The 17580-nt window shown below is 74.6% G+C and carries 13 protein-coding genes and 1 riboswitch; of the genes, 7 read left to right on the top strand and 6 right to left on the bottom strand.

The genetic code is table 11. The features are described 5' to 3' along the window. Nucleotides 1-8 precede the first annotated feature (8 nt). The gene (gene tsaD, locus ACFYZR_RS17230) at nt 9-1082 is read right to left on the bottom strand and encodes a tRNA (adenosine(37)-N6)-threonylcarbamoyltransferase complex transferase subunit TsaD (protein WP_391911335.1); all 1074 of its coding nucleotides are present in this window, start codon (nt 1080-1082) and stop codon (nt 9-11) included. Nucleotides 1083-1243: 161 nt separating this feature from the next. Between tsaD and cbiE the strand changes: the two genes are divergently transcribed. The 3 genes from cbiE (at nt 1244) to ACFYZR_RS17215 (ending at nt 4216) form a co-directional block, all read left to right on the top strand. Beyond that, on the top strand, nt 1244-2464 hold the full coding sequence (gene cbiE, locus ACFYZR_RS17225; RefSeq protein WP_391910957.1) for a precorrin-6y C5,15-methyltransferase (decarboxylating) subunit CbiE: 1221 nt from the start codon (nt 1244-1246) through the stop codon (nt 2462-2464). Between the two features lie 103 nt (nt 2465-2567). Beyond that, complete coding sequence (cobM, locus tag ACFYZR_RS17220) at nt 2568-3347, top strand: precorrin-4 C(11)-methyltransferase (protein ID WP_391910955.1); 780 nt, start codon at nt 2568-2570, stop codon at nt 3345-3347. Between the two features lie 44 nt (nt 3348-3391). Continuing rightward, on the top strand, nt 3392-4216 hold the full coding sequence (locus ACFYZR_RS17215) for a MerR family transcriptional regulator (RefSeq protein WP_391910953.1): 825 nt from the start codon (nt 3392-3394) through the stop codon (nt 4214-4216). Between the two features lie 49 nt (nt 4217-4265). On the opposite strand, the gene ACFYZR_RS17210 is transcribed toward ACFYZR_RS17215, so the two are convergent. Continuing rightward, nucleotides 4266-5411, bottom strand: a complete 1146-nt coding sequence (locus ACFYZR_RS17210; RefSeq protein ID WP_391910951.1) for a cobalt-precorrin-5B (C(1))-methyltransferase — start codon at nt 5409-5411, stop codon at nt 4266-4268. A 59-nt stretch (nt 5412-5470) separates the two neighbouring features. Between ACFYZR_RS17210 and ACFYZR_RS17205 the strand changes: the two genes are divergently transcribed. Next, nucleotides 5471-6247, top strand: a complete 777-nt coding sequence (locus tag ACFYZR_RS17205) for a cobalt-precorrin-6A reductase (protein WP_391910949.1) — start codon at nt 5471-5473, stop codon at nt 6245-6247. Nucleotides 6248-6334: 87 nt separating this feature from the next. Here the strand turns inward: ACFYZR_RS17205 and ACFYZR_RS17200 are convergent, their stop codons facing one another. Genes ACFYZR_RS17200 through cobG form a run of 3 tightly spaced genes read right to left on the bottom strand, consistent with a single transcriptional unit; the run spans nt 6335 to nt 9889 of the window. Beyond that, the gene (locus tag ACFYZR_RS17200) at nt 6335-7840 is read right to left on the bottom strand and encodes a precorrin-2 C(20)-methyltransferase (RefSeq protein WP_391911333.1); all 1506 of its coding nucleotides are present in this window, start codon (nt 7838-7840) and stop codon (nt 6335-6337) included. Nucleotides 7841-7851: 11 nt separating this feature from the next. Next, on the bottom strand, nt 7852-8505 hold the full coding sequence (locus ACFYZR_RS17195; protein ID WP_391910947.1) for a precorrin-8X methylmutase: 654 nt from the start codon (nt 8503-8505) through the stop codon (nt 7852-7854). Nucleotides 8506-8563: 58 nt separating this feature from the next. Further along, nucleotides 8564-9889, bottom strand: a complete 1326-nt coding sequence (gene cobG, locus ACFYZR_RS17190) for a precorrin-3B synthase (protein ID WP_391910945.1) — start codon at nt 9887-9889, stop codon at nt 8564-8566. A gap of 138 nt (nt 9890-10027) precedes the next feature. Continuing rightward, nucleotides 10028-10110, top strand: a riboswitch (cobalamin riboswitch). Between the two features lie 48 nt (nt 10111-10158). Between cobG and cobN the strand changes: the two genes are divergently transcribed. After that, entirely contained in the window at nt 10159-13815 is a 3657-nt protein-coding gene (gene cobN / locus ACFYZR_RS17185; protein ID WP_391910943.1) for a cobaltochelatase subunit CobN, read from the top strand. 66 nt (nt 13816-13881) lie between these two features. Here the strand turns inward: cobN and rox are convergent, their stop codons facing one another. Continuing rightward, a complete protein-coding gene (rox, locus tag ACFYZR_RS17180; protein WP_391911331.1) occupies nt 13882-15348 on the bottom strand; it encodes a rifampin monooxygenase in 1467 nt (488 codons plus the stop codon). A gap of 183 nt (nt 15349-15531) precedes the next feature. Between rox and ACFYZR_RS17175 the strand changes: the two genes are divergently transcribed. Both ACFYZR_RS17175 and ACFYZR_RS17170 read left to right on the top strand, forming a co-directional pair. Then, nucleotides 15532-16794 carry a VWA domain-containing protein gene (locus ACFYZR_RS17175; protein WP_391910941.1) on the top strand — a complete coding sequence of 421 codons (1263 nt, stop codon included), beginning with the start codon at nt 15532-15534 and terminating at the stop codon, nt 16792-16794. Further along, nucleotides 16794-17507 (top strand): hypothetical protein, encoded by a 714-nt coding sequence (locus ACFYZR_RS17170; protein ID WP_391910939.1) that lies wholly within the window; start codon nt 16794-16796, stop codon nt 17505-17507. The genes ACFYZR_RS17175 and ACFYZR_RS17170 overlap by 1 nt, the downstream gene beginning before the upstream one ends. Nucleotides 17508-17580 lie beyond the last annotated feature (73 nt).

Here is a 17580-nt window from a genome sequence, read left to right as displayed (position 1 = left end):
CGGACGGGTCAGGCGGCCCGGGCGGACCGGGTGGCTCGGGCGGGCCGGGCCACGGGGTGCAGGGCCGCGTACGTGAGGGGCGCGGACGGGTCGACGGACACATCGAGCGGTGCGGGCTCGGCCCCCGCCCGCACCAGCAGATCGCCGACGGCGGCGATCATCGCGCCGTTGTCGGTGCACAGCCGCAGCGGCGGTACGCGCAGCTCGATGCCCGCAGCATCGCAGCGCGACTGCGCCAGCGCCCGCACCCGGGAGTTCGCGGCCACGCCGCCGACGACGACGAGCGTGCCCACCCCGTGCTCGGCGCACGCGGCGACGGCCTTGCGGGTGAGCACATCGGCGATCGCCTCCTGGAGTGAGGCCGCGCCGTCCGCGACGGGCAGCGGCAGACCCGCCTGCCGGTGCCGCTCGGCCCAGCGGGCGGCGGCCGTCTTCAGCCCGGAGAAGGAGAACGCGTACGGGTCGTCGCGCGGCCCGGTCAGCGGCCGGGGGAAGGGGACCGCGCGCGGGTCGCCCCCGCGCGCCGCCCGGTCGACGGCCGGGCCGCCCGGGTACGGCAGCCCGAAGACCCGCGCGACCTTGTCGAAGCACTCGCCGGCCGCGTCGTCGAGCGTGTCGCCGAGATGGACGATCGGGTCGCGGGCCAGATCCCTGACCAGCAGCAGCGAGGTGTGACCCCCGGAGACGATCAGCACCACGCAGGGGTTCGGCAGCGGGCCGTGCTCCAGGGTGTCGGCGGCCACGTGCCCGGCCAGGTGGTGGACGCCGTAGAGCGGCACGCCCAGCGAGTAGGCGACGCCCTTCGCCGCCGCTACCCCGACCTGCAGGGCGCCGGAGAGCCCCGGGCCCGTCGTCACCGCGACCGCGTCGATGTCGCCCATGGCCAGCCCCGCGTCGGCCAGCGCCGCCCGCACCACGGGCGCGGCGGCGTGCACATGGGCGCGGGCCGCGATCTCCGGCACGACGCCGCCGAAGCGCGCGTGCTCGTCCATGCTGGACGCCACCGCGTGGCCCAGCAGCCTTCCGTCCCGGACGAGACCGGCGCCGGTCTCGTCGCAGGACGACTCGATACCCAGCACCACCGGCGAACGCGCCACGTCCTACCCTCCTGCTTCTGGTTCGTAATTGCACAGCTTCGTAATTGCATAGTCTATGCAACAAGATCCCCGGCCGTGCCCCCCGTCACCGAGGGTCAGTAGAGTTCCGGTGCTCCCTGATCACCGCCTCCGTGAGGTAAGCACCTGTGACCCCAGCCCCCGTGACGGTCGTCGGCATCGGCGCGGACGGCTGGCCCGGCCTCGCCCCCGCCTCCCGGGAGGCCCTGCGCCACGCCGAGGTGATCATCGGCGGCCCGCGCCAGCTCGGCCTGCTGCCGCCCGGGGAGTGCGCGGGCGAACACGTCGCCTGGCCCTCGCCCCTGCGTCCCGCCGTCCCCGGCCTGCTCGCCGCGCACGAGGGACGGCGCGTCTGCGTCCTCGCCAGCGGCGACCCCATGTTCTTCGGCATCGGCCGCACCCTCGCCGAGATCGTGGGCGAGGAGCGGCTGAACGTCCTCCCGCATCCCTCCTCCGCCTCCTACGCCTGCGCCCGGCTCGGCTGGCCGCTGCACGACACGGAGGTCCTCAGCCTCGTCGGCCGCCCGCTCGCGGCACTCACCGCGGCCCTCCACGACGGCCGCCGGCTGCTGCTGCTCAGCGCCGGCGCGGACACGCCCGCCGAGGTCGCGGCGCTGCTGCGCGAGCGCGGTTACGGGCCGAGCGCGCTCACCGTCCTCGAACAACTCGGCGGCGATCGTGAACGCCGCGTCGAGGGCACGGCGGACGACTGGCCGCACCCGGCCGGCGATCCGCTCAACGTCATCGCCGTCACCTGCCGACGTGACCCCGGCGCCCCGCGGCTGCCCCTCACCCCCGGTCTGCCCGACGACGCCTTCGACCACGACGGCCAGCTGACGAAGCGGCACGTACGGGCCGTGACGCTCGCCGCCCTCGCCCCCTCGCCCGGTGAACTCCTCTGGGACGTCGGCGGGGGCTCCGGCTCCATCGGCATCGAATGGATGCGCGCCCATCCCTCCTGCCGGGCCGTCAGTGTCGAGCGCGATCCGGTGCGGGCCGCGCGTGTCGCGCGCAACGCGGAGGCGCTCGGGGTGCCGGGGCTCCGTGTGGTCACGGGCGCCGCGCCGGCGGCCCTGGCGGCGGGGCTGCCGACGCCCGATGCGGTCTTCATCGGCGGGGGGCTCACGGCGCCGGGGATGCTGGAGGCTTGCTGGGACCGGCTTCCGCCGGGGGGCCGACTGGTCGTGAACACGGTCACGCTCGAATCCGAGGCGCTGCTGACGGAGTGGTACCGCCGTCATGGCGGCGAACTGACGCGCCTCGCGGTCGCGCACGCCGTGCCCGTGGGCGGGTTCACCGGGTGGCGGCAGGCGATGCCGGTGACGCAGTGGTCCGTGGCGAAACCTTGACGTCCGGCCTTCCCGCCGTCGGGGGTTCCGCGCCTTCGGCGCGGTTTCGCCCACCCTCCCGCCCGATTACCCCGAATGTCAGCACGTCGCCCGAGGAGACCCCATGACCGTCTACTTCATCGGCGCCGGGCCCGGCGCCGCCGATCTCATCACCGTGCGCGGCGCCCGGACCCTCGCCCGGTGCGGGGTGTGCCTCTACGCCGGCAGCCTCGTCCCGACGGAGCTCCTCGCCGAGTGCCCGCCCGGCGCCCGGCTCGTCGACACCGCCCGCCTCGACCTGGACGACATCACCGCCGAGTTCGTCCGCGCCCACGAGGCCGGCCAGGACGTGGCCCGGCTGCACTCCGGCGACCCCGCCGTCTTCAGCGCCGTCGCCGAGCAGATCCGCCGCCTCGACGCCCACGGCATCCCGTACGAGATCGTCCCCGGCGTTCCCGCCTTCGCCGCCGCCGCGGCCGCCCTGGGCCGCGAACTGACCGTGCCCACCGTCGGCCAGACCGTCATCCTCACCCGCGTCGCCCAGCGGGCCACCCCCATGCCGCCCGGCGAGGACCTCGCCACCCTCGGCCGCAGCGGCGCCCTGCTCGTCCTCCACCTCGCCGCCCGCCACGCCGACCGCGTCGTCGGTGAACTCCTCCCGCACTACGGTGCCGACTGCCCGGCCGCCGTCGTCGCCATGGCCAGCCGCCCCGACGAGATCGTGTTGCGCGGCACCCTCGCCGACATCGCCGGGCAGGTGAAGGAGGCGGGCGTGGTCCGCACCGCCGTCATCCTCGTCGGCCGCGCCCTCGCCGCCGGGCAGTTCCCCGACAGCTTCCTGTACTCGGCCGAACGGGACCGGGACAGCTGCGGCCGCACGGTCCTGGACGGCGCGAACGGCTGAACGCTTGACCCTCACACCGTGTCAGGCCCGTAACTGAGCTCATCATGTTCACCATCGGAGACTTCGCCCGCCACGGCCGCGTGTCCGTCCGCATGCTGCGCCACTACGACGCCATCGGACTGCTGCGCCCCGCCCGTGTCGACCCGTACAGCGGCTACCGCTTCTACGAGGCCGGACAGCTCACCCGGCTCAACCGCGTCATCGCCCTCAAGGACCTCGGATTCACCCTCCAGCAGGTCCAGGCGATCGTGGACGACGAGGTGAGCGCCGAGGAGCTGCGCGGGATGCTGCGGCTGCGCCGCGCCGAGCTGGAGGCCGCCGCCGCGGCGGCCGCGGCCCGGCTGGCGCGGGTCGAGGCGAGGCTCCGCACGATCGAGAGCGAGGGACGGATGAGCACCCACGACGTAGTGATCAAGAGCGTGCCGGCGGTCCGGGTGGCCCGGCTGAGCACGCAGGTGGCGAGCTTCGGCCCGGAGGACATCAGCCCCGTGGCCGGACCGCTGTTCGAGGAACTGTGCCGTCGGCTGGCGGCCGCGGGCGTCGCACCGGCGGGACCGGGCGTCCAGTACTACGAGGACGCCCCGGACGGCGGCGGGATCGTCGTCCACGTCGCCTTCCCCGTCGGCGCGGACACCCACGGCGAGGACTTCGAGGTCGTCGACCTGCCGGCCGTGCCCACCGTGGCGGCCGTCGTCCACCACGGTTCCATGGACGACATCGTGCCCACCGCCCAGGCCCTGGCCCACTGGATCGACGCCAACGGCTACCGCTCGACGGGCTACGCGCGCGAGGTGTACCTCGCGTACGGCGAGGGCGACCCGGCGGGATGGGTGACGGAGATCCAGGAGCCGGTGACCCGAACCGGGTGAAACCGGATGTGTGAGAAGCGCGGCCGGCTCGTCGCGCTCGCCGCGGCCGCTACGGCCCCTTCGGGGCCGCTCGGCCCACGATGACGCCCGCGCGGTCGATGCAGATGACGTCGACCGCGACGGGCGCCCCCCGCAGCACGGCCAGTGCCTCGTCGCGGGCGGTCACGGCGACGAGGTCGCCGAGGGGGACGCCGGCGGCCTCGCACAGGCGCAGCGCCTCCAGGCCCGTGTTGGCGCCGGTGACGGCGGCCGCGAGCGCGTCGTCACCGCCGCCGTGGCGGGCGAGTTCCGCCAGGAACGCCTTGTTCACCTGCGAGCGGGCCGAGTGGAGGTCGAGGTGGCCGGCGGCCAGCTTGGAGAGCTTGGCGAAGCCGCCGGCGACGGTCAGCCGGTCCACCGGGTGACGGCGGATGTACTTGAGCACCGCCCCCGCGAAGTCGCCCATGTCCAGCAGCGCGTCCTCGGGCAGCCCGTGTACGGCCACCGCGACCTTCTCGGACGTCGACCCCGTACACCCCGCCACGTGCGTACGGCCCGCCGCGCGGGCCACGTCCACGCCGCGCCGGATGCTGTCGATCCACGCCGAGCAGGAGTAGGGGACGACGATGCCGGTCGTGCCCAGGATGGAGATCCCGCCGAGGATGCCCAGGCGCGGGTTCCAGGTGGACCGGGCGATCTCCTCGCCGTGGTCGACGGACACCTCGATCTCGACGTCCCCCGTGCCGCCGTGCCGGGCGGCGACCTCGGCGACGTGGTCGCGCATCATCTGCCGGGGCACGGGGTTGATGGCGGGCTCGCCCACGGCCAGCGGCAGCCCGGGCCGGGTGACCGTGCCGACGCCCGGGCCGGCCCGGAAGACCACGCCGGAACCGGGCGGCAGGAGCCGTACCGTGGCCCGGATCAGCGCGCCGTGGGTGACGTCCGGGTCGTCGCCGGCGTCCTTGACTATGGCGGCCATGGCGGCGCGCCCGTCCCCGTTCCCGTCCTCGTCCAGCCGCTCCGCGGCGAGCGCGAAGGCCGGGGTCTGCCCCTTCGGCAGCGTGATTCCCACGGGGTCGGGGAAGTCGCCGCTGAGCAGCGCTGTGTACGCCGCCGTGGTGGCGGCGGTGGCGCAGGCGCCCGTCGTCCAGCCGTGCCGCATCCCGGTGTGCTGGAGCTGGGCAGCGCGTCCTCCGGTGGCCGTGCCGTCAGCCATGCCGGCCCCCGCCCGTAGGCTGGGCCGACGACCGGACGACGACGGAAGGGCAGTGGATCGTGAACGCCGGCGCCGAGCGCCACATCCTCATCCTGGGCGGTACGACCGAGGCGCGACGGCTCGCGGAGGAGCTGGCCGCCGACCCGGCGCTGCGGGTCACCAGCTCGCTCGCGGGGCGCGTCGCCGCGCCGCGGCTGCCGGCGGGGGAGGTGCGGATCGGGGGGTTCGGAGGCCCCGAGGGCCTCGCCCACTGGCTGGGTGAGCAGCAGGTGGACGCGCTCATCGACGCCACCCATCCTTTCGCCGGCACGATCAGTTTCAACGCGGCGCGGGCCGCCGCCGCGGCCGGGGTGCCCCTGCTGGCCGTCCGCCGTCCCGGCTGGGTGGCGGGGCCGGGCGACGACTGGCGTGACGTCGCCTCCCTGGCCGACGCGGCACGGGCCCTGCCGGCGATGGGCGAGCGGGTGTTCCTGACCACGGGCCGGATGGGCCTCGGCGCCTTCGCGCACCTTGAGGATAAGTGGTTCCTGGTCCGCTCCGTGGACGCGCCCGAGCCGCCGGCGCCCCCGCGCATGGAGGTCCTCCTCGACCGGGGCCCGTTCACGCTCGACGGCGAGCGGGAGTTGCTGCGGCGCCATGCGATCGACGTGCTGGTGACGAAGGACAGCGGCGCGGCGGCGACGGCGGCGAAGCTGGGCGCCGCGCGCGAGGCGGGTATCCCGGTGGTGGTGGTACGCCGCCCACCGGTACCGGAGGGGGTGCCGGAGGTGCCGGGCCCGGAGGCGGCCGTGGAGTGGCTGAGGGGGCTCTTTCCCCGATCCCGCCCCTTCCCGTAACCGGGGCTCCGCCCCGGACCTCGGCTGCGCCGCGTGTCCTCAATCGCCGGACGGGCTGAATTCAGCCCGTCCGGCGATTGAGAACCGTCAGCCTTCCGGGTAGCGGCGCGGCGTCCAGACGATCCGCTCCGCGCCGTCCTCGCCCCGCCGCGCGGTGCGCGTCTGCGTGGAGCCGACGATGAGGAGCGTGCGCATGTCGACCTCCGCCGGGTCGAGTTCGCCGAGGGAGACGATCCGTACGCGCTCCTCCGGACCGCCCACGTCACGGGCCACGACCACCGGGGTGTCCGGGGCGCGGTGTTCCAGGAGCAGGTCGCGGGCCGCGCCGACCTGCCAGAGGCGGCTGCGGGAACCGGGGTTGTACAGGGCCAGCACCAGGTCGGCCGCGACCGCCGCGCGCAGCCGTTCCGCGATGACCTCCCACGGCTTGAGCCGGTCGGAGAGGGAGACGACGGCGTAGTCGTGGCCCAGCGGGGCGCCCGCGCGGGCCGCGGCCGCGTGGGCGGCGGTGATCCCGGGGACCACCCGGACCGGGACCTCCCGGTAGGGGTCCTCGGCGGCGACCTCCAGCACGGCGGAGGCCATCGCGAAGACACCCGGGTCGCCCGAGGACACCACCGCGACGCGGTGGCCCTGCCGGGCCAGGTCGAGGGCGAACTCGGCGCGCTCCGACTCCACCTTGTTGTCCGAGCCGTGCCGGCGCTGGCCCGGTCGTACGGGCACCCGGTCCACGTAGGTGGTGTAGCCGACGACGTCCTCCGCCGCGGCCAGCGCGCCCCGGGCCTCCGGCGTCAGCCACAACGGGCCCGCCGGACCGAGGCCGACGACCACGACCTCGCCACGGCCGGTCTCCTCCGGCCGGTCCGGGAGGGCGGCCACCCGGCTCGGCAGCACGGCCACCGAGAAGTACGGCACCGACTCCGGGTCGATGTCCGCCACCGGCCCCGTGCGCTCCCCGCTCATCGTCGCGCGCTCGACGTACCGCGCCTCCGCCAGCCGCCCGGAGCGCTCCAGCGCCCCCCGCACCGCCGGGAACGTCCGGCCGAGCTTCATCACCACGGCGGAGTCGGCCTGCGCCAGCCGCGCGGTCAGCTCCTCCTCGGGCAGCGTGCCCGGCAGGATCGTCAGCGTCTCCTCGCCCTCCACCAGCGGCCTGCCCAGCCGGGCCGACGCCGCGCTGAACGACGTCACCCCCGGTACGACCTCCGTCGGATAGCGGTGCGCGAGCCGCTTGTGCATGTGCTGGTACGAGCTGTAGAAGAACGGGTCGCCCTCGGCGAGCACCGCCACCACGCGCCCGGCGTCCAGGTGCGCCGCGAGCCGGGCCGAGGCCTCCTCGTAGAACTCCTCCAGCGCGCCCCGGTAGCCGCCGGGGTGGTCGGTGGTCTCCGTCGTCACCGGATAGACCAGCGGTTCCTCGATCTGACCGGGCCGCAGATGGCGTTCGGCGATGGAACGCGCGATGCTGCGCCCGTGCCGGGCGCTGTGGTAGGCGACGACGTCCGCCGACGCGATGACCTCGACGGCCCGTACGGTCAGCAGCGAGGGGTCGCCGGGCCCCAGCCCCACCCCGTACAGCCGCCCGGTGGGCATGGGCTTCTCGTTCACTCTTCCTCGCTCGCTATCGCGTTGATCGCGGCCGCGGCCATGGCGCTGCCGCCGCGCCGGCCCCGCACCACCAGATACTCCAGCCCCAGCGGGCTCCCGGCCAGGGCGTCCTTCGACTCCGCCGCGCCGATGAAGCCGACCGGGATGCCCAGCACGGCGGCCGGGCGCGGCGCGCCCTCCTGGATCATCTCCAGCAGGCGGAACAGCGCCGTGGGGGCGTTGCCGACCGCGACCACCGCGCCCTCCATCCTGTCGCGCCACAGCTCCAGCGCCGCCGCGCTGCGGGTCGTGCCCATGCGCCGCGCCAGCTCCGGCACGGCCGGGTCGGCGAGGGTGCACACCACCTCGTTGTCCGCGGGCAGCCGCTTGCGGGTGACGCCGCTGGCGACCATGTTCGCGTCGCACAGGATCGGCGCGCCCGCGAGCAGCGCCTCACGGGCGCGGGCCACGACCCCCGGCGAGTACGCGAGGTCCTGGACCAGGTCGGTCATCCCACAGGCGTGGATCATGCGGACCGCGACCCGGCCGACGTCGGGCGGCAGCCCGCCGAGGTCCGCCTCGGCGCGGATGGTGGCGAAGGACTGGCGGTAGATGGACGCGCCGTCCTTGTCGTAGTCGAACACTGTGCCCTCGCTCGCTGGGTGGTGCATGTCGCTGGTTCTGCGTGGGGGTTGCCGGGTCTGCCGGGTTGCTGCTGCCGTGGTCCGCTCAGCCGTGGGGGCCGCCGGCCGTCGTGGGCTCCGTGGGGTGTGGGTCTCGTGCCGCCGTGACCGCGTCGGTCAGGCCGGCGGCGGTCGTCATGGCGACCGTCTCGTCCTCCGTCTCCCGCCGTACGGCGACGCGGTAGCCGTCGCCGGTCGCCAGGACGTCGACCCACCGGCCGCCGGGGTGACCGCAGCGCCGTTCGCACCCGGACCAGTACACGGGCAGCGCCCCGGGGCCGCCAGGGCGCGCGGCCCGGAGGGAGGCGGTCGCGTCGGCCCGTACATCCGCGAGGGACTTGACGCACCCCGGCCGGCCGGTACAGGCGCCCGCGCCGTGCCAGGGGGAGGCGGCGGAGGTGATCAGGCCCGCGTCCGCGAGCGCCGCGAGGCGCGCCGCGGCCACCGGGGCGGTGAGCCCCGGGACGACGACGCCGCGCCAGGGCGTGACGCGGAGTTCGCCGTCGCCGTCCTGGCCGGCGGTACGGGTGAGGAGCCGCCACTGGGCGGCGGAGAACCGGCCCAGGGGCGCGGCCACCGACACGGCCCACCGCCCGCCGGGACCCTGGACCGCGCCGGGCGCGGGCGGGGAGCCGAGGGGGAGCGCGGCGCGCGGTACGGGCGCGGAGCCGATGCCGGCCGCCGCCAGCCGGGCCGCGAGCCGCTCCGGGCGCGGCCGCAGTTCGGGGGCCAGTTCGCGGACGCGCCAGGCCTTGCCGCCGCTCTCGCGCAGCACCGCGAGGAACTCACGGGCCGCCAGGACGGCCGCGTGCGGCACGTCCTGGGCGGCGACGCGCAGGGCGTCGGGGCCGGGGCCGAAGCACAGGAGGGCCTCGCGGCCGCCCTCGGTTGCGATCAATGTCACATCGGGCACGAGGGCCGCGATGTCGCCCCGCCCGTCGTCGAGGCCGAAGAGGAAACGGCCGGAGAGGGCCGTGAGGCCGTCGGACGCGCAGAGGAGACGGTCGAGTTCGCGCGCCCAGGGCCGAATGTCCGAGAAGCCCTTTCCGTCCAGGCCGGACAGGGGGGAGGCCGCGACGTTCCGGATACGGTCGTGCCGGTCCGACGGCAGCAGCCCGGCCCCCCGCAGCCGGGCGCCCAGCGCGGCGCCGCAGCCGTCGGCGAGGCCGCGGAGCTGGACGTTGCCACGGGAGGTGAGGTCGAGGTGGCCGTCGGCCAAGTCGTCGGCGAGGTCGGCGAGTACGGATGCCTGACGGTAGGTCAGCAGCCCGCCCGGGAGGCGTACGCGCGCGAGCGCGCCGTCGTCCGCGGTGTGCAGCCGCAGGGCGCCCGGGCAGGCGTCGCCGCGTTCGCGGCCGGGGGGAGTGGACATGGCCGCGAGCATACCGACGGCGGCGGGAGGGGCCCCAGTCCCGCCCTCTCACCGTTTCCGAGGGGGCTCCGCCCCCTCGAACCCCCTGGGCGGGACCCCGCATCGCTACTATGACTCTCGCCAGCGACGGCGACAGGGGAGGAAGCCGGTGTGATCCCGGCACGGTCCCGCCACTGTGTGCCCGGCAGCGCGAGCGCGCGGCCGCGGTGAGTCAGGAACTCCCGCCGTCCTCCCACCGCCCGGGGCGCGGACCCCGAGGAAGGCATGCCGTGATCCTGCTCCTGTCGACGTCCGACACCGACCTGCTCAGCGCCCGTGCGGCCGGCGGCCCGGTCCCGTACCGGCTCGCCAACCCCGCCCGGCTCGCCCTCGAAGAACTCCCGGACCTGCTGGACGGCACCGACCTCGTCGTCGTGCGCCTCCTCGGCGGTCTGCGCGCCTGGCAGGAGGGGCTCGACCAGCTGCTGGCCGGCCCGCGCCCCGTCGTCGTCCTCACCGGCGAACAGGCCCCCGACGCCCAGCTGATGGAGGCGTCCACCGTCCCCGTCGGCATCGCCGCCGAGGCCCACGCCTACCTCGCCCACGGCGGCCCCGCCAACCTCGAACAGCTGGCCCGCTTCCTCTCCGACACCGTGCTGCTCACCGGCCACGGCTTCGAGCCGCCGGCCGCCGGCCCCGCGTGGGGCGCGCTGGAGCGGGAGGCACGCGGTCTGTTCGGGCCTGTCGTCGCCGTGCTCTACTACCGTGCCCACCACATGAGCGGCAACACCGCCTTCGTCGAGGCCCTGTGCGAGCAGATCGAGCGGGCCGGCGGCCGCGCCCTGCCGCTGTACGTCGCCTCGCTGCGTGCCCCCGAGCCCGAGCTGATCGACGCCCTGCGCGACGCCGACGCCATCGTCACCACCGTCCTCGCCGCAGGTGGCACCCGGCCCGCCGACGCTTCCGCCGGGGGCGACGACGAGTCCTGGGACGCCGGCGCGCTCGCCGCCCTCGACGTGCCGATCCTCCAGGCCCTCTGCCTGACCGGCACCCGCGAGGCCTGGGAGGAGAACGACGAGGGGCTCTCCCCGCTCGACTCCGCCACCCAGGTCGCCGTGCCCGAGTTCGACGGCCGCATCATCACCGTCCCCTTCTCCTTCAAGGAGATCGACGAGGACGGCCTGCCCGCCTACGTCCCCGACCTGGAGCGCGCCGCCCGCGTCGCGGGCATCGCCGTACGCCACGCCCGCCTCCGCCACATCCCCGCCGCCGACAAGCGGCTCGCGCTCGTCCTCTCCGCGTACCCCACCAAGCACTCCCGCATCGGCAACGCCGTCGGCCTCGACACCCCCGCCAGCGCCGTCGCCCTGCTGCGCCGGCTGCGCGAGGAGGGCTACGACTTCGGTGACGAGGAGGTCCCGGGGCTCGCGTCCGGCGACGGCGACGAGCTCATCTACGCCCTCATCGAGGCGGGCGGCCACGACCAGGACTGGCTGACGGAGGAGCAGCTCGCCCGCAACCCCGTCCGCATCCCGGCCGCCGACTACAAGCGCTGGTACGAGCAGCTCCCCGCCGAGCTGCGCGAGGCCGTCGAGGAGCACTGGGGCCCGGCGCCCGGCGAGATGTTCGTCGACCGCAGCCGCAACCCCGAGGGCGACATCGTCCTCGCCGCCCTGCGCCGCGGCAATCTGCTGATCCTCATCCAGCCGCCGCGCGGTTTCGGCGAGAACCCCATCGCCATCTACCACGACCCCGACCTGCCGCCCTCGCACCACTACCTCGCCGCCTACCGCTGGATCGCCGCCTCCCGGGAGGACGGCGGCTTCGGCGCCGACGCGATGGTCCACCTGGGCAAGCACGGCAATCTGGAGTGGCTGCCCGGCAAGAACGCCGGCCTGTCCGCCGCCTGCGGCCCCGACGCGGCCCTCGGCGACCTGCCGCTCGTCTACCCGTTCCTCGTCAACGACCCCGGCGAGGGCACCCAGGCCAAGCGCCGCGCCCACGCCACGCTCGTCGACCACCTCGTGCCGCCCATGGCCCGCGCCGACTCCTACGGCGACATCGCGCGCCTGGAGCAGCTCCTCGACGAATACGCCCAGATCTCGTCCATGGACCCGGCCAAGCTCCCCGCGATCCGCGCCCAGATCTGGACCCTGATCCAGGCGGCCAAGCTCGACCACGACCTGGGCATGGCCGACCGCCCCGACGACGACGGCTTCGACGACTTCCTCCTGCACGTCGACGGCTGGCTCTGCGAGGTGAAGGACGCCCAGATCCGCGACGGCCTCCACGTCCTGGGCGCCGCCCCGGCCGGTGCCGACCGCGTCAACCTGGTCCTGTCGATCCTGCGCGCCCGCCAGATCTGGGGCAGCACGACGGCCCTGCCGGGCCTGCGCGAGGCCCTCGGCCTCGACGAGTCGGCCGCCACCCGCACCACGGCGGACGAGGCGGAGGCGGAGGCCCGAGCGCTGGTCGAGGCGATGGAAGCGGCAGACTGGGACCCGGCCGCCGTACGTGCTGTTGTGGGCAATCGTCCCGCAGGGCGGGACGGGTGGGCACAACCCACGGTGCCGGGCACCGCTCCCGTGAACGGCAACCCCGTGGCCGCCGTCCTCGACTTCGCGGCCCGCGAGGTCGTCCCGCGCCTCGGACGCACCACAGACGAACTCGACAACGCCGTCAAGGCGTTGGAGGGCCGCTTCGTCCCCGCAGGCCCCTCCGGCTCCCCCCTCCGCGGCCTCGTCAACGTCCTGCCGACCGGCCGCAACTTCTACTCCGTCGACCCCAAGGCCGTCCCCAGCCGTCTCGCCTGGGAGACCGGCCAGGCCCTCGCCGACTCCCTCCTGGAGCGCTACCGCACGGACAACGGCGACTGGCCCGAGTCCGTGGGCCTGTCCCTGTGGGGCACGAGCGCGATGCGCACGGCGGGCGACGACGTGGCCGAGGCCCTGGCGCTGCTGGGCGTCCGTCCGGTCTGGGACGAGGCGTCGCGCCGCGTCACGGGCCTGGAGCCGATCCCCCTGGATGAGCTGGGCCGCCCCCGCATCGATGTCACCCTGCGCATCAGCGGTTTCTTCCGCGACGCGTTCCCGCATGTCATCGGTCTGCTGGACGACGCCGTGCGGCTCGTCGCCGGCCTCGACGAGCCGGACGACCGGAACTTCGTCCGCGCCCACGCCCAGGCCGACCTCGCCGCCCACGGCGACGAACGCCGGGCCACCACCCGTATCTTCGGCTCCCGCCCGGGTACGTACGGCGCCGGTCTGCTCCAGCTCATCGACAGCCGCGACTGGCGCACCGACGCCGACCTGGCCGAGGTCTACACGGTCTGGGGCGGCTACGCCTACGGCCGGGGCCTGGAGGGCCGCCCGGCCCGCGAGGACATGGAGACGGCCTACAAGCGCATCGCGGTCGCGGCCAAGAACACCGACACCCGCGAGCACGACATCGCCGACTCCGACGACTACTTCCAGTACCACGGCGGCATGGTCGCCACGGTGAAGGCCCTGAAGGGCACCGCCCCCGCCGCGTACATCGGCGACTCCACCCGCCCCGAGACGGTCCGCACCCGTACCCTCGTCGAGGAGACGTCCCGCGTCTTCCGGGCCCGTGTGGTCAACCCCCGCTGGATCGAGGCGATGCGCCGCCACGGTTACAAGGGCGCCTTCGAACTCGCCGCCACCGTCGACTACCTCTTCGGCTACGACGCCACCACCGGTGTCGTCCCCGACTGGATGTACGACAAGCTCGCCCGGACCTACGCCCTGGACCCGGAGAACCGCGCCTTCCTGGAGGAGGCCAACCCCTGGGCCCTCCACGGCATCGCCGAGCGCCTCCTGGAGGCCGAGAGCCGCGGCATGTGGGCCAAGCCGGACGCGGAGACGCTGGCGGAGCTGCGACAGCTGTTCCTGGAGACGGAGGGGAACCTGGAGGGCGGGGACGACTGACCCGGCCGGTTCGTTCCGGCCCGGAGCGCTCCGGGCCGGAAACGCGCCGTCGTCAGGCGGCGGTCGTCAGGCGGCGGCGCCGAACCACCTCGGCAGGTGGCCGACCAGCTCCCGCTGGTCCTCACCCGCCCACGCCACGTGGCCGTCCGGCCGCAGCAGTACCGCGGGCGCGTCCAGTTCCTCGCTGACGTCGACGACGTGGTCGACCCGGTCCGCCCAGCCCTCCACCGAGAGCCGGCCGGTCTGGTCGAGCAGCAGCCCGCGGCCACCGCGCGTCAGCTCGTACAGGCGCCCCCGCTTCAGCCGCACGTCCCGCATCCGCTTGCCGAGCAGCTCGTGGCCCCCGCCGAAGTCGTAGCGAACGCCGATCGCGGTGATCTTCTCGATCAGGTGGCGGTTGACCTCCTCGAAGTCCATCAGCTCCGACACCAGCCGCCGTACCGACTGGGGACCCGGCTCGGTGGACATCAGCAGCATCTGCGCGCGGGTGTTGTCCAGCACGTCGGCGGCCACCGGGTGCCGTTCGGCGTGATAGCTGTCCAGCAGGTCCTCGGGGGCCCAGCCCGCCACCGTGGCGGCCAGCTTCCAACCGAGGTTGAACGCGTCCTGGACGCCGAGGTTGAGGCCCTGCCCGCCGGTCGGCGGGTGGATGTGCGCGGCGTCGCCGGCCAGCAGCACCCGGCCGACCCGGTAGCGCTCGGCCTGCCGGGTGGCGTCGCCGAACCGGGAGAGCCAGCGCGGCGAGTGCACGCCGAAGTCGGTCCCGGCGACCGCCCGCAGCTGCTGCTTGAACTCCTCCAGCGTCGGCGGGACCGTGCGGTCCTCGGCCACCCCCTCGGCGGGCACGATGACGCGGAACGTCCCGCCCCCGAGGGGCATGAAGCCGAACCGCTTCTGCGTCTTGCGGACTTCGGCCATCACCGCGTCCAGTTCCTCCTGCGGCATGGTCACCTCCATCTCGCCCAGCAGCGTCTCGACCCTGCTGGGCTCACCGGGAAAGGCGACCCCGGCGAGCTTGCGGACCGTACTGCGACCGCCGTCGCAGCCGACGAGGTAACGGGCGCGCAGCCGGGTGCCTCCCCCGCCGGCTACGCCCTCATTGGCGGGGGTGCCCCCATCGGCCAGCTCGACGGTCACCCCGTCCTCGTCCTGGCTCAGCCCGGTCACCTCGCAGCCGCGCCGGATCTCCGTGCCGGCCGCGGTGGCGTGCTCCTCCAGCAGGCGGTCGGTGACGGTCTGCGGGATGCCGAGGACGTACGAGTGCGCCGTGTCCATCCGCTCGGGCCACGGCTTGCCGATGCCGGCGAAGAACCCGGGGAACCGTTCGTACTTCGTGCCGTTCGCGAGGAACGTGTCCAGCAGGCCGCGCTGGTCCATCACCTCGATGCTGCGCACGTGGAGTCCCAGCGCGCGGACCATCGGGGCGGGCCGCGCCTCCTTCTCGAGAACGACCACGTGTACCCCGTGCAGCCGCAGCTCACTGGCCAGCATCAGGCCGGTCGGTCCACCGCCGACAACGATCACGTCGATCATCACAAGTCTCATTTCCGCAGTTCCTGGCTTCAGCCCGGTGATTGTGCGGTACACCGGGGGCCTTGCGGCAAGGCCCCCGGTGCGCTATATGTTGAGCATGGCGAGGAATGGTTGCGTTCCTCGCCTTTGTCATGCGCCGGTACGCCGGCGACGGCCCCTCCCGGGGGCACTAGGATCCTTTGGATGATCATCAGAAAACGGCTGGCGGCGGGGGCCTGTGCCCTGCTCGCCGCCCTGGCCCTGGGCGTCACCCCGGCGAACGCCGCGGACGGGCCCTCGAAGGACCCGAAGGATTCGCCGAAGGTCGAGCTCGTCCTCGACGTCAGCGGCTCGATGAGTGCGACGGACATCGACGGGCAGTCGCGCATGACGGCCGCCAAGCAGGCGTTCAACGAGGTCATCGACTCGGTGCCGGCCGGTGTCCGGCTCGGCATCCGCACGCTCGGTGCCAACTACGCCGGTGAGGACAAGACGCTCGGCTGCCGCGACAGCCAGCAGCTGTACCGCGTCGGCAACGTGGACAAGGCGGACGCCAAGGCGTCCGTGGCCGACCTCAAGCCCACCGGCTGGACGCCCATCGGCCTCGCCCTGCGCGGCGCCGACCAGGACCTCGGGACGGACGGCGGGACGCGCCGGATCGTGCTCATCACCGACGGCGAGGACTCCTGCGGCCTGCCCGACCCCTGTGACGTGGCCCGCGAACTCGCCGCCAAGGGCACGCACTTGACCATCGACACCCTCGGCCTGGCCTCCGACGACAAGACCCGCGAGCAGCTGAGCTGCATCGCCGGGGCCACCGGCGGCACGTACACCACCGTGCGGCACCGCAAGGAGCTCTCCGGCCGCATCAAGCAGCTCGTGAAGCGGGCCGACACGCCCGTCGAGACGCCCAAGCCCGTCTCGGGCACCGATGAGTGCCGGACCGCGCCCGAGATCGGCGCCGGCATCTGGACCGACCGCGAGACCTTCTCCCAGCACCGCGCGTACAAGGTCAAGGTCAAGCCCGGCCAGGAACTGCGCTTCGCCGCGAGCGTCGCCGCCGACCGCGCCGTCGACCGGGACTACGGCGTACTCGTCCGCGCTATGGGCGAGAACGGGCAGGAGCTCGTGCGCGGCAGCGACGCGGGCAGCGGCCGCACCGACGTGATGGCCTCCGGACTGCGCTATCCCGTCGCCGAGGACGAGAACGACAAGGAGCCGAGGACCGTCTGCGTGGAGGTCTCCAACTCCTTCTCCGCGCCCGCCTCCGTCAAGCGCGACCCCGGACTGCCAGTGGAACTGGCCGTCGACGTCGTCAAGGGGCCCGACGACCCCTCCGACCTGGCCGCCTTCGGCCTCGGCCGCGGCTGGGTGCTGCTCCTCGTGCTGGGCCTGACCGGACTGCTCGCCGGACTGCTGTGGGGCTGGCTGGCCCGCTGGCGCATCGCCGTGTGGAGGGAGAACTGATGCGGATGAAACGCGTGTTGACCGCCGTCCTGCTCGCGGGCGCGGCCCTGCTCGCCCCGGCCGGGACGGCCGTCGCCGACGACGCCCCCAGCGAGGCCGGCACCGCCTTCCGGACGGCCGTCGCCATTCAGCAGGGGCAGAAGGCCACGGCCAACGCCTCCACGGGCGACTACCTCTACTGGCAGTTCCCGGCGGGCGCCGGGCAGCGGCCGACGGTGAAGGCCACCGTCACCCTGCCCGACGCGGCCACCCGGACCGGCGCCGCCACCTGGCGCCTCGACGTCTACGACGGACTGCGCCGCCGCCAGGCCTGCACCGCGGGCGAGCAGGCCGCGACCGCCGGGCAGCAGGCCGCCACCGTGGCCCTGACCTGCACGCTGCGCACGGTCCGCCCCTGGTCCGAGCGCTGGTCCAACGACCCGCTGCCCGGCGCGTACTACGTGCGGCTCACCGTCACCGACGCGCCCGACCGCGACCAGGGACTGCCCGTGAAGGCGGAGGTCGAGGCCACGTCCGAGGACATGGGCGGAGCCCACGCCGAGGGCGGCGAACTGGGCAAGCCGCTGCACGCGGCGGCCCTCGCCGAGCCCGACGACGGCTGGAACGGCAGCTGGTGGTCCGGCCGTTGGGGCTGGACGGTCGGCGGCGCCGTGCTCTGCGCCCTCGCGGCCGTCGGCGGGTACACACTGACCCGCCACCCGCGCCGACGCTAGCCCCGTAAGGGGCGCGGGGAACTGCGCGACCAGCCCCCACCGGCCCGCGGCATACTCACCCGGCGGCGCCCCC

The organism is Streptomyces sp. NPDC001678, assembly GCF_042892945.1.
In the GTDB taxonomy this organism is placed as follows: domain Bacteria; phylum Actinomycetota; class Actinomycetes; order Streptomycetales; family Streptomycetaceae; genus Streptomyces.
Note: the sequence above shows the minus strand (reverse complement) of the source record. Positions and strands in the feature narration are given on the sequence as shown.

Coding starts and splice junctions, on each gene's coding strand:
- cobM (WP_391910955.1), top strand. CDS start 2,568: ATGACCGTCTACTTCATCGGCGCCGGGCCCGGCGCCGCCGATCTCATC.
- ACFYZR_RS17215 (WP_391910953.1), top strand. CDS start 3,392: ATGTTCACCATCGGAGACTTCGCCCGCCACGGCCGCGTGTCCGTCCGC.
- ACFYZR_RS17210 (WP_391910951.1), bottom strand. CDS start 5,411: ATGGCTGACGGCACGGCCACCGGAGGACGCGCTGCCCAGCTCCAGCAC.
- ACFYZR_RS17200 (WP_391911333.1), bottom strand. CDS start 7,840: ATGCCCACCGGGCGGCTGTACGGGGTGGGGCTGGGGCCCGGCGACCCC.
- ACFYZR_RS17195 (WP_391910947.1), bottom strand. CDS start 8,505: ATGCACCACCCAGCGAGCGAGGGCACAGTGTTCGACTACGACAAGGAC.
- cobG (WP_391910945.1), bottom strand. CDS start 9,889: ATGTCCACTCCCCCCGGCCGCGAACGCGGCGACGCCTGCCCGGGCGCC.
- rox (WP_391911331.1), bottom strand. CDS start 15,348: ATGATCGACGTGATCGTTGTCGGCGGTGGACCGACCGGCCTGATGCTG.
- ACFYZR_RS17175 (WP_391910941.1), top strand. CDS start 15,532: ATGATCATCAGAAAACGGCTGGCGGCGGGGGCCTGTGCCCTGCTCGCC.
- ACFYZR_RS17170 (WP_391910939.1), top strand. CDS start 16,794: ATGCGGATGAAACGCGTGTTGACCGCCGTCCTGCTCGCGGGCGCGGCC.